The organism is Streptomyces sp. NPDC059695 (assembly GCF_042733785.1).
Taxonomy (GTDB): domain Bacteria; phylum Actinomycetota; class Actinomycetes; order Streptomycetales; family Streptomycetaceae; genus Streptomyces.
In genome coordinates, this window is sequence record NZ_JBHWFF010000021.1 from 111,590 (window position 1) to 124,000 (window position 12,411).

The 12,411-nt window shown below is 70.1% G+C and carries 7 protein-coding genes; 6 read left to right on the top strand and 1 reads right to left on the bottom strand.

The window, feature by feature from the left end; all coding sequences use genetic code 11:
* Nucleotides 1-12: 12 nt before the first annotated feature.
* Nucleotides 13-6,216: a DNRLRE domain-containing protein gene (locus ACFV2S_RS25255; protein WP_385563286.1), complete on the bottom strand. Its 6,204-nt coding sequence runs from the start codon at nt 6,214-6,216 to the stop codon at nt 13-15.
* A gap of 728 nt (nt 6,217-6,944) precedes the next feature.
* Here ACFV2S_RS25255 and ACFV2S_RS25260 point away from each other — a divergent pair.
* From ACFV2S_RS25260 to ung, 6 genes are all read left to right on the top strand, one after another.
* Complete coding sequence (locus tag ACFV2S_RS25260) at nt 6,945-7,790, top strand: HipA family kinase (RefSeq protein ID WP_385563289.1); 846 nt, start codon at nt 6,945-6,947, stop codon at nt 7,788-7,790.
* Complete coding sequence (locus tag ACFV2S_RS25265) at nt 7,787-8,170, top strand: DUF3037 domain-containing protein (protein ID WP_030686313.1); 384 nt, start codon at nt 7,787-7,789, stop codon at nt 8,168-8,170. The genes ACFV2S_RS25260 and ACFV2S_RS25265 overlap by 4 nt, the downstream gene beginning before the upstream one ends.
* Nucleotides 8,171-8,338: 168 nt before the next feature.
* A complete protein-coding gene (gene fabG / locus ACFV2S_RS25270; protein ID WP_383795653.1) occupies nt 8,339-9,100 on the top strand; it encodes a 3-oxoacyl-ACP reductase FabG in 762 nt (253 codons plus the stop codon).
* 32 nt (nt 9,101-9,132) lie between these two features.
* Nucleotides 9,133-9,900: an SDR family oxidoreductase gene (locus tag ACFV2S_RS25275; RefSeq protein ID WP_385563294.1), complete on the top strand. Its 768-nt coding sequence runs from the start codon at nt 9,133-9,135 to the stop codon at nt 9,898-9,900.
* 148 nt (nt 9,901-10,048) lie between these two features.
* Nucleotides 10,049-11,626, top strand: a complete 1,578-nt coding sequence (locus ACFV2S_RS25280) for an ABC transporter substrate-binding protein (RefSeq protein ID WP_383795658.1) — start codon at nt 10,049-10,051, stop codon at nt 11,624-11,626.
* Nucleotides 11,627-11,707: 81 nt separating this feature from the next.
* Complete coding sequence (ung, locus tag ACFV2S_RS25285) at nt 11,708-12,391, top strand: uracil-DNA glycosylase (RefSeq protein ID WP_385563297.1); 684 nt, start codon at nt 11,708-11,710, stop codon at nt 12,389-12,391.
* Nucleotides 12,392-12,411: the final 20 nt, after the last annotated feature.

Genomic DNA, 12,411 nt, shown 5'->3' on the forward strand with positions numbered 1-12,411 from the left:
ACCCGAAGGGTCTCAGGTGAAGAGGCCGTAGACGTTCAGGGTCGGGTTCCGGACGCAGATGTTCATGACGGTGAACTTCCCGCTGAATTCAACGTTGTCCGTCCAGTCGAACCAGAAGGTCATGCCCATGGCCCTGTACTTCCCACGGTCCGACTCCGGTCTTCCCCTCCCGTTGGGGACACCCCAGGAGCCGTGGAAGACGTAGCTGCCCGACTCCAGGTGGCCGTAGTTCTGGTTCTTCTTGGCGTTGTACAGCGGAAGGACGATGCTGTACACGAACTTCAGAGCGCCGTACTTCTTCCAGATGCTCTTCAGCTTCACGTACCAGGTCAGGCTGCACTTGGACTTCCCCGTGCAGTTCCTGCTGATGCCGATGGTGTAGTTCTTCGTCTTCTTCGTCTGCGTGCGGTAGTTCAGCTCACCGCTGGTGTCCGACTGGCCGATGGGGTCGGCGGGGTAGACGTAGGAGCTGGTGTTGCCGCCGTAGACCGGGTCGTTCTGGAGGAAGCGGCCGGTGGTCGGATCGTAGACGCGGACGCCCATGAGGGTGTACCCGGCCAGGCCGTCGGTGGCTCTCTGGTAGGCGCCCAGGGACCCGTACTTCGCCGCGGCGGCCGTGGCGTCCAGCGGGTTGCCGTACTCGTCGTAGCGCTGGACCGTGGCGGCGGACGTCGCCAGGTCCAGCCGGACGGAGATGTCGCCGTGCAGGTTGGCCAGGTGGAGGACCGCGCCGCCGGTGGCGCCGGTGGTGGCGGCCAGTCCGCCGGAGAGGTCCGGGACGTTCCGGCTGACGGTGGAGGCGGAACCCGCGGTGGTGACCGTCCAGGACGGGGTGTCGCAGCCACAGCTGTAGTGGTTCACCGTGGTGCTCGTGGTGGACCAGGTCGCGCCGCCGTCGCCGGTGGTCGCGGTCGCCGAGGACGCCAGGCGGCCGGAGCCGTCCAGGCCCCAGGTGGTACGGGTGGAGCCCACCGTCTCACCGGCCACCAGGTCGTTGGTGTAGTAGGCCAGGGACTTGCCCGCCACCTGGGTGGTGCGCCCGAAGGCGTCGTAGGTGTAGCCCCCGGCGACGAGACGACCCGCGGTGTCGTGCGCGTACGCCGTGCTGGAGGTGGTGGGGGTGGCGCCCGCGGCCGTGACCGTGGTGGTCAGCGAGGTGCGGTTGTCATCCGTGTCGAAGGCGTAGGCGCGCGAGGTCGTCGTCGTGCCGTCGTCGTCGGTGGCCAGGGCCAGGCGCCCGGAGGCGTCGTAGCCGTAGGCGGTGGACAGGGTTCCGCCGTCGGTCTGGGTGTGACCGGTCTGCTTGCCGTGGATGGTGTAGGTCGCGGAGTCGGAGAGCACGGTGGCGCCCGAGGAGTCCGCGTAGGTCACCGACGTCTGGTTGCCCGTCGTGTCGTAGGTCGTGGCCAGGGTGTAGCCACCGGGCAGGGTCTCACCGGTGAGAGCGCCGTCGGCGTCGTGGGCACCGGCCCTGAACGTCCCGGCGACCGAGTCGGTGATGGACTTGGCCTGGCCGGTGGTGGCGTCGTAGGTGTAGGTGGTGGTGGACGGCACCGAGTCGGACGCCGTCACCGGGCGGTCGAGGATGTCGTAGGTGAAGGAGCTGGTGCTGCCCGACCCGTCGCTGTAGGTGAGGGTCCGGCCCAGGGCGTCGTACGTCGAGGTGGACGTCTTGCCGTTGGCGGTGGTGCCGGCGACCTGGCCGGTGGCCCCGTCGTAGGTGATGGTGGTGGCCGGAGTGCCCGATCCGGTGCCGCCGGTGACGGTGGTGCCGGTCGGACGGCCGACCGCGTCGGACGCGGTGGTGGTCGTACGGGTCACGCCGTTGGCGGTCTCGGCCTTGGTGACGACCTGGCCCCACCGGCCGTAGGTGTAGACGGTGGTGACGCCCTCGGTGGGGTTGCTCCCGCCACCCGTGATGGCCGCGGCCGGGGCGGTCCTGCAGAGCAGGCCGTCCCACTCGGTCGAGGCGCAGGCGCCGGTGGCGTGCGCGTCGTAGTAGGTGTACACCAGCGTGCCCGCGTCCGAGCCGGACGATTTCGGGGTGCGGGTGGTGGCCACACGGCCCGCGCCGTCGTAGCCGGTCACCTGGCCCGCGGACTCGCCGCCGCCGGTGGTGGCCAGTTCGGAGCCCGTGGACCAGTCGTAGGTGGTGGTCGTGGTCTTGGCCTCCGCGTCGGTGGCGTAGCCGGCTATGGCCGCGCCCGTGGTGGAGGAGGTGACCAGGTCGGAGACCGCCGCGTCGGCCGGGGCTCCCTCGTCGTAGGCGTAGGAGGTGTGGGCGCGGGCCGGGATCACCGTGCCGGCGGCCAGGGTGGACTCGGGGGTGGTGCCGGTGAGTTCCGAGGCCAGGCTGATCTGGTGCAGCGGACCGTACTCGTCCGTCACACGGGTGCCGTCGGCGGAGTACTCCAGCACGGTGGCCAGCTGCTGGGCGCGCTCGGCGGTGGACAGATCGGCCAGGCCCAGGGCGGCCAGTTCCGTCGCCGCGTTGGCGGAGGTGCCCAGGGCGAGTTCCCGGTTGCCGGCGGTCAGGTCGGAGGACTCGTTGCCGAGCAGGTCGTACTCGGTGGTGGTGATCGCACCACCCGGGCTCGCTGTGTTGGTCTCCGCTCCGTTCGCGTTGATGTAGCTGATCGTGGCCCGGGCGTAGGCGCCTGCTGTGAGGTCGCCGCCGGTGCTGGAGGCCGGAACGCTGTCGGCGGGGAAGAACGCGGTGGCGTCGGTGGGCGCCTCGTCCTGTCCCCAGGCAGCGACCGTCGCGGTGTCCATCTGGTACGGGGCGGCGGTGCCGGAGACCGGGACGTCGTAGACGACGGTGGTGGCCGCCGTGCCGGACGTGGTGGTCGCGGATCCCGCGGCGAGCGCGGCGCGCGACACCTTGAGGAGCATGCCGGACCCGGAGGTCAGGGCCGAGCCGGCCGTGCCGTAGGTGAAGGTCCAGGGCAGCTCGCCCGGCTTGGTGTACGTGGCCACGCGGCCGTCGGTGCCGTAGGTGTACTCCGTCTTCAGCGACGGGCTGATGCGCGGGTCCCACACCTGGCGCAGCTGGCCGGAGGCGTTGTAGGCGTACGAGGCGAGCGTCTCGGCGGTCGAGGCGGAGGCACCGGGGCTGGTGGCCCACAGCTTGACGGCCGAGACCTGGTTCAGATAGTCGCCCAGCGTGCTGGAAGTGGCCGTGGTGGCCGGCGCGTAGACGTACTCCAGTACCCGGCAGCCCTTCGTGGACGGGTTCGTCTGGCAGGTCGTCGCGGTCGCCGCGCTCGTCGGCGAGACCACGTACCTCGGACGGGCCAGCTTCTTGCCGCCCGCGTCCACCGTCGTCGAGAAGACCGTGACCGTCGAGTCGTCGACCGCCGAGGCCGACGAGAACACCGTCCACGTCGTCGAGGCCGGGTCCGCCTTCGCGAACACGACCGTGTTGGCGTCGGTGTCGGTCAGCGTGAACATGGTCGTGGTGGCCGAGTAGGTCAGTGCCAGGGACTCGGCACCGATCTCCGGCTGCCAGCCGCCGCTGCTGGTCTTGGTGAACGCGATCGCGCTGCCGTCGCCGGCCAGTACCTCGACGGACGAGCCGGAGGTCTCGCGGATCTGCGTGTAGTCGCTCGACTCGGCGGAGACGGTCGACACCCAGCCGGGGCCGAAGATCTGCGCCTGGCCCTCGGCGTCGGTGCTGTTGGTACGCGAGGAGAACGTGCGGTCCACGCTCGCGGCGAACGCGGAGGCGTCGGTGGCCGACAGGGTGAAGTCACCGGTGAGTTCGTTGACCTGCCCCGGGCCGATCTGGTTCGTGAGGGCGGCGCCCGCGTCCCGGTCGAGGGTGATCTCGGCAGTCTGCGAGTAGCCGGTGGTGGTGCCGTTGGTGAACGCGGCCCGCAGCTGGATCACGCCGTCCTCGGCGAGGGTGGAGACGGTGTTCCACACCAGCTTGGTCGCGTTGCCGCCGCTGACGGCGACGGGCCAGGCGGAGACGGCGGAGCCGGAGGCGGTCACGGCACCGACGGGCACGGTGTGCCAGACGTCGGTCTCGCCGCGCCGGTACTGCCAGGTCACGCCGGTGTAGGTGGTGAGGCCCCTGGCCGCCAGGGTGACCCGGCGGGCGGTGGTGTCGCCGTCCTGCGGGGAGAGGATCGCCGCGCCGTCGGCGCCGACTCCGAAGCTGTAGGCGGTGCTGGCGGTGGAGAGGTTGCCGCCGGAGTCGACGGTGCGCGCGTACAGCGTGTGCCAGCCGCCTGCCGGGTTGATGCTGATGGTCTGCGCGTCGCCGCCGGTGCCGTTGGTGGTGTCCAGCTTCGTGTTCGGCAGGGACGCGTCGTCCAGGCCCCACTGGTAGCCGGCACCGTCCGTGGAGGAGGTGACGAGGGTGCAGTTCACGGCGGTGGAGGCCTTGGCGGTCCAGCTGCCCTGGGTGTACGTGTCACAGGTGACGGTCGGTGCGACCGGCTTGGCCGTGTTCAGCACGAACGGCGTGTAGCCCGACCACGACCCGAAGTCCGTCCCGTCGTACGCCCGCGCCCGGTAGCGAAGATGGCTGCCGGAGGGGAAGGGGGAGGAGGAGGGGACGGCCAGGGTCGAGGTGGAACCGGAGGCCACGGTCTTGCCGTACGCCGTGAGGGAGTACGTGGTGTCCGCGTACGCCGGGTCGGCGGTGATCTCGTACTGGGCCTGGACGTTGGCTCCGTCCGGGTCGGTCACCTTCGACGACAGGGTCGGGGTGAGCGAGGTGACGTAGCGCTTGCCGTTGTAGGCGTTGACCTGCGAGGGCGCGATCGCCGTCGAACCGGGCACCGCGGGGTAGGAGTTGTACGTCACGGTGAGGTGCGGCTCGGTGGAGCCGTCGCCGGAGACGTAGTTGGCGGAGCGGTAGCGGCGCCAGGTGGTGGAGTCGGTCTCCGAGGCACCCGCGATGCGGACACCGTAGTTGGTGGAGCCGTCGGCCCAGGCCTGCACGATGGCGTCGACGTCGAAGTTGACGGTGCCGGCCGGGCAGGAGCTGTCGTAGCCCTTGGCCGCCGTGCTGGTGACCGCGCCCGTCGTGGTGGTGGCGGGCTGGTCGCCCCAGGTGATGCCCGAGGTGGTCCACGACCCGGTGATGCGCCGCACCTGCGTGCCCGCGCCGGTGGTGGCACAGGTCGAGGAGTAGTACGAGTACAGGGCGAGGTTGGTGTCGGTGATGTGCTTGCCCGTGAAGGCCGACACGTCGAACTTCAGGTAGGCGCGGGCCTTGGTGGTCCCCGCGTCGTACGTACCGGACTTCAGCTCCTCCGAGGAGACCTGGGAGTCCGGGTAGTTGGTGGCGACCCAGGTGTCCGCGGAGGCGGCGAGCGTGCTGGTGGGGTCGACGGTGACCGGGTAGGTCAGCCGGTTGTCGGTGAAGTAGCTCGCGTCCGGGGTGAGGACCAGGGTCTGCGACCCGTCCTCGGCCGTCTCCACCTTCGTGGCGACGGGGGCCTGGTGCTTCGACTCGCCCGACGTGCGGTCCTTGGAGGAGTCCCACATCATCGGCGCGGGCGCCTCGGCGACCAGCTTCCCCGCACCGTCCTTCAGCAGCAGGTGACCGGATGCGGCCTCCGACAGCTCAAGTCCCTTGAGCCGCATGGGTATCCGGTACTCCAGCGGACCCTCGGGCGCCTTGTCGAGGACGACGTTCTGGCTGAACCCCTGCGCCAGCGCGGTGACCGTCAGGGTCTCGCCGTCACCGAGGGCGTAGGAGGCGGTGTCGTCCTTCACCGAAGGCGTCGGAAGGTTCGACTCCCAGCCCATCCCGAACGACTTCGTGCCCTTGGTGACCGAGGCGAGCGCGGTGTCCCCGCCGTCGGAGACCGTGATGTCGGCGGCGGCGACCTCCGGCTCCAGCGCACTGCCCTCGTCGGACAGAGCGGTGTCGATGGTGCGCCAGACGCCGTCGACCTTCTGCCGGATCGGTGCCGCGTACGTGGACGTCTGCAGCTGTCCGTTGGGCAGGGCGTACGTCGTCGAGTTGGCGGAACGTTTCGCCACCACCTCGATCCTGCGGCCCTGCAACCGGGCCATCAGCAAGGCGGCGGCCGTCGAATCGGCCGAGGAGGCCGTCGACCTGGCGGACTGGCCCACGGCCGTCGGCCGCGTGGTCGCGGAGTCCGCGGCGGCGAAGGCCTGCCCGCTCCCCAGTGACACCAACGCGGCCTCGGCGACCAGTACGGCGGCGACGGCGAGGGCGGTGCGGCGTGGCGACATGCCCGCGACGCGCGCCCTTCCCCGTGGTCTGAATCTCAACACGACTCCTGGGATCACGCCATGACGCCTGATGCGCCATGGGCTGCGTGATCCTAAGGGGAGGGAAGCGGTGAAGATCTCCAACGGTGCGGTCACTCCGGGCGGAGCCCTCGCGATCTTTACGTCATCTTGCCCTTCCCTGGCTTGACCTGCATGGATATGGGCCACATAAGCGCTGGGAGGGTGGTGGATCTTCGCGCGACGGCCAGGCTTCCCGCGTGCGCATGTGCGGCGAATTCCGGCAAAGGGCCGACGGTCGCCGGTGGGGGACCCGGCCGCGAGCCGCCGGGTGCGTCGGTATGGAAACGTGATGTGGAGCAACGGGGCTCCCGGCGGATCCCCTCTCCCCGAACGACGTCGCCGGCCGGGGGGTTTCCTGACCCTGGTGGCCGACGCGCGAGCCATGCGATACCCCACCCGCCGGTTGCGGTGCGCGGCCGTCTGGCCGGTGCGGGGGCGCGAACACTCGTCGCCGACGATCACTCTCGGTTACTCTGCTCACTCAAGCCGGAAGCCGGCAGCGAGGGGCGCGGCACCGTCGACGGTCTGCTGGAGGTACGGGGACGACCGGCCCGTCGGCCGGGACTCCCCGGATTCTCCCCAGCGCAGTCCACCGGTGACCTGCGCCCCTCAGCTCCGGAGAAGCGGTCCGTGGACTGCAAAGCTGCAGAGATGGGTGGCCTGGGAAAGTGTTGAACGAGGTCGTAGCGACCCGCTATGTCACGCCCTTGCGTGAGGGCGGCTCGCTCCCCGGGATCGTCGAGGCCGACGACCTCGGCACGTACGTCATGAAATTCACCGGCGCCGGCCAGGGCCGCAAGACCCTCGTCGCCGAGGTCGTCTGCGGGCAGCTGGCCCGCAGGCTCGGGCTGCGGGTGCCGGAGCTCGTCACCCTCCAGCTGGACCCGGTCATCGGGCTCTCCGAGCCCGACCAGGAGGTGCAGGAGCTGCTCAAGGCGAGCGGCGGGCTCAACCTCGGGATGGACTTCCTGCCCGGCTCGCTGGGCTTCGACCCGCTGGCGTACGAGGTCGACCCCCGGGAGGCCGGCCGGGTCGTCTGGTTCGACGCGGTCATCAACAACGTCGACCGGTCCTGGCGCAACCCGAACATGCTCGTCTGGCACGGCGACCTCTGGCTCATCGACCACGGCGCCACCATGATCTGGCACCACAACTGGCCGGGCGCCCAGGCCTCCGCCGCGAAGCCGTACGACGCCTCCGACCACGCGCTCGCCCCCTACGGACCCGACATCGCCGCCGCGGCCGCCGAGCTCGCCCCGCTCGTCACCCGCGAACTCCTGGAGGAGGTCGCCGCCGACGTCCCCGACGAGTGGCTCGTCGACGAGCCCGGCTTCGACAGCACGGACGAGGTCCGCGCCGCGTACGTCTCGGCGCTGCTGCCGCGCGCCGCCACCATCCACGAGCGGATCACGCTCGGGCCCCGCACCGAGAGCCGGCCGCAGCAGCCGCCCGGCTGGCTCGCCGAGCGCCTCGCGCCCCGGACGCACACCACCGAGAAGGACAGCACGACGTGACCGACCGCGATGTCTTCGAGTACGCGCTGCTGCGCGTCGTGCCGCGGGTGGAGCGCGGCGAGTGCTTCAACGCCGGGGTGGTCGTCTACTGCCGCGCCCGGTCCTTCGTGGCGGCCCGTACGCATCTGGACGAGGCCAAGCTGACGGTCCTCGACCCGGCCGCCGACGTGACCGGGGTCCGGGCCGCGCTGCGCGCCGTCGAGGGGGTCTGCCTGGGCGGCGACGCGGCCGGCCAGGCAGCGCGCGACGACGCCGGGCGGCGCTTCCGCTGGCTGATCGCGCCGCGCTCCACGGTGGTGCAGCCGGGGCCCGTCCACACGGGCCTGACCGCCGATCCCGAGGCCGAGGTGGAACGCCTGCTCGACCTCCTCGTCCGGTAGCGGCCGGGGGAGTGACCTGGTGCACCCGGTGGGCCGTTGACACCGGGTGCCAGGGCTTCTAGCGTCTCGTCTGCGGACGATACTAAGCGGTCGCTCATGTGCGGGACGCAGGAGCGGCGGAAGGTTCGCCCGCGACCAGGGACGATCCAAGGGCGAGGAGAACCAAGCATGTCCACCACCGAGCAGCGCGTAGCCGTCGTCACGGGTGCCGCGCGGGGCATCGGCGCGGCCACCGCGCTCCGCCTGGCGGCCGAGGGCCGCGCCGTCGCCGTACTCGACCTCGACGAGGCGGCCTGCAAGGACACCGTCGAGAAGATCACCGCCGCGGGCGGCACCGCTCTCGCCGTCGGCTGCGACGTCTCGGACGGCGCGCAGGTGGAGGCCGCGGTCGCGCGGATCGCCGCGGAGCTCGGCGCGCCGACGATCCTCGTGAACAACGCGGGCGTGCTCCGCGACAACCTGCTCTTCAAGATGTCCGAGTCCGACTGGGACCTCGTCATGAACGTCCACCTCAAGGGTGCCTTCCTGATGGCGAAGGCCGTCCAGAAGCACATGGTGGACGCGGGCTTCGGCCGGATCGTCTCGCTCTCCTCCTCCTCGGCGCTCGGCAACCGCGGCCAGGCCAACTACTCGGCCGTCAAGGCGGGTCTCCAGGGCTTCACGAAGACCCTCGCCAAGGAGCTCGGCAAGTTCGGCGTCACCGCCAACGCCGTCGCGCCCGGCTTCATCGTCACCGAGATGACCGCGCAGACCGCCGAGCGCGTCGGCATGGGCTTCGAGGAGTTCCAGGCCGCCGCCGCCTCCATGATCCCGGTGCAGCGGGTCGGCCGCCCCGAGGACGTCGCCCACGCCATCGCCTTCTTCACCGGCGACGACGCGGGCTTCGTGTCCGGCCAGGTCATGTACGTGGCCGGCGGCCCGCTCAACTGACGACGACCGGCATCGAAGAGGAGGAGACGCGCATGAGCGCTCAGGAACGGCCGGAGCCGTCCGGCAAGGTCGCCCTCGTCACCGGCGCCAGCCGGGGCATCGGCTACGGGATCGCGGAGGCCCTGGTCGCCCGCGGCGACCGGGTCGTCATCACCGGGCGCGGCGAGGAGGCCCTCAAGGAGGCCGTGGAGCGCCTCGGGGCCGACCGGGCGATCGGTGTCCCCGGCAAGGCGCACGACGAGGCCCACCAGGCCACCGCCGTCGAGGCCGCGATGGACGGCTTCGGCCGTCTGGACTTCCTGGTCAACAACGCCGGCACGAACCCCGTCTTCGGGCCCCTCGCGGACCTGGACCTCGGGGTGGCCCGCAAGGTCTTCGAGACGAACGTGATCTCCGCGCTCGGCTTCGCCCAGCGGACCTGGCACGCCTGGCAGAAGGAGCACGGCGGGGCGATCGTGAACATCGCCTCGATCGCCGGCGTCTCCGCCTCGCCTTTCATCGGCGCGTACGGCATGAGCAAGGCCGCCATGGTGAATCTGACCCTGCAGCTGGCGCATGAATTCGCTCCGGTCGTACGGGTCAACGCGATCGCCCCCGCCGTCGTGAAGACGAAATTCGCGCAGGCGCTCTACGAGGGCCGTGAGGCGGAGGCGGCCGCCGCCTATCCGCTGGGCCGGCTCGGCGTGCCCGAGGACATCGGCGGCGCCGCCGCCTTCCTGACCTCGTCCCAGTCGGAGTGGATCACCGGCCAGACGCTCGTCGTCGACGGCGGTATTTTCCTGAACGCCGGAGTCGGCTGACCGATAATCGGACACTTTCCGGATTTGCTGTCCGGATTGAGCCCGGTTGTACATCGAATGCCTCAAGTGCCCCGTCAGACTCGAACATTGACCTGACGGGGTGCTGCGGTATCGTCGGCCGACCCATGGCTGAACGAGGAGCGTGCACGTGTTCAACCGGACCAGTCTGCAGGCCGCTGCAGCCCTTGTGTCCATATCCCTGGTAACCGGATGCGGTGTCTTCTCGGACAGTGAATCCGCCGGGGATCAGAGAATCGTCGTCGGCACGATGAGTTCTCCCACCACGCTTGATCCGGCCGCCGCCTGGGACAATTCCTGGGAGCTCTTCCGGAATGTCTTCCAGACCCTGGTGGCTTTCCCGACGGGCAGCACCACCCCGCAGCCGGACGCCGCCGACTGCAAGTTCACGGACACCTCCAGCCGGGTCTTCGAGTGCAAGCTCGTGGAGGGGCTGACCTTCTCCAACGGGCACAAGCTGGACGCCCAGGCCGTGCAGTACTCGATCGAGCGCATCCGCACGATCAACCACAAGGGCGGCCCCAACGGGATGCTCGGCTCGCTCGACAAGATCGACACCGTCGGCGACCGCACCGTCGTCTTCCGGCTGAACAAGTCCGACGCCACGTTCCCGTTCGTCCTGGCGACCCCCGCCATGTCGCTGGTCGACCCGGCCGAGTACCCGAAGGACCGGCTCCGCAAGGACGGCAAGATCACGGGCTCGGGCCCGTACGTCCTCGACTCGTACACCGAGCGCGAGACGGCGGAGCTGACGAAGAACCCCACCTACAAGGGCTTCGCCGACCGCAAGAACGGCGGCGTCACCATCAAGTACTTCGACGACTCCGAGGCCATGGTCAAGGCCCTCCGGAAGAACGAGATCGACGCCACCTACCGCGGCCTCACCGCCGAGGAGGTCGTCAACCTCCAGGAGGACACGCCGGAGAACAAGGGCCTCCAGATCGTCGAGTCGACCGGCGCCGACATCCGCTACCTGGTCTTCAACACCCAGGACGAGTCCGTCGCCAAGCTTCCCGTCCGCAAGGCCATCGCCCAGCTCGTCGACCGCGACGAACTGGTCAACAAGGTCTACCAGGGCACCGCCGAGCCCCTGTACTCCATGGTGCCCAAGGGCATCGCGGCTCACACCACCAAGTTCTTCGACCGCTTCGGCACGCCGAGCAAGGCGAAGGCGGAGCGGATCCTCCGCACCGCCGGCATCACCGAGCCCGTCGAGCTGGACTTCTGGTACACGACCGACCGGTACGGCTCCGCGACGGCCGCCGAGTTCGCCGAGCTCAAGCGCCAGCTGGAGGAGTCCGGACTCTTCAAGGTCACCCTGCACGGCAAGCCGTGGAAGGAGTTCCAGGCGGGCTACCAGAAGGGCGAGTACCCGGTCTTCGGCCGCGGCTGGTTCCCCGACTTCCCGGACCCGGACAACTTCGTCGCCCCCTTCGTGGGCAAGGAGAACGTCCTCGGCACCCCGTACGAGAGCCCCCGGATCACCAAGGAGCTCCTGCCCAAGTCCCGGCGCGAGAGCGACCGGGGGACCGTCACGGACGAGTTCGTGGAGGCCCAGGAGATCATGGTCCAGGACGTGCGGCTGCTGCCCCTGTGGCAGGGCAAGCTGTACATCGCGGCCGGCGAGGACATCGGCGGCGGCGAGCGCGCGCTCGACCCGCAGACGGTCATGCAGATGTGGGAGCTGAGCCGCCGGGCCAGCTGGTAGGAGACCTGCGGGGGCCACTGTCAGTGGCCCCCGATAGGTTCTCGGACGGAGAAACAGGAACGTCCACCGGAGGTTGTGACCGTGACCGACACCAGCATGCTGCCCGAGTCCTGGCGGGGTGTCCTCGGCGAGGAGCTGCAGAAGCCGTACTTCGCCCAGCTCGCCGAGTTCGTCGAGGAGGAGCGCGCGAGGGGGCCGGTCTTCCCGCCGAAGGACGAGGTCTTCGCCGCCCTCGACGCCACCCCGTACGACAAGGTGAAGGTCCTGATCCTCGGTCAGGACCCGTACCACGGCGAGGGGCAGGGCCACGGCCTCTGCTTCTCCGTCCGCCCCGGAGTGAAGACCCCGCCCTCCCTGCGCAACATCTACAAGGAGATGCAGGCGGAGCTCGGCCACCCTGTCCCGGACAACGGCTACCTGATGCCGTGGGCCGAGCAGGGCGTCCTCCTGCTCAACGCCGTCCTGACGGTCCGCTCCGGCGAGGCGAACTCGCACAAGGGCAAGGGCTGGGAGAAGTTCACGGACGCGGTCATCACCGCCGTCGCCTCCCGGCCCGACCCCGCCGTCTTCGTCCTGTGGGGCAACTACGCGCAGAAGAAGCTGCCGCTCATCGACGAGGAGCGGCACGTGGTGGTGAAGGGCGCGCACCCCTCGCCGCTGTCGGCGAAGAAGTTCTTCGGATCGCGGCCGTTCACCCAGATCGACGAGGCCGTCGCCGCCCAGGGGCACGAGCCGATCGACTGGCGCATCCCGGACCTCGGCTGAGCCTCGGCCCGATCCGGGCC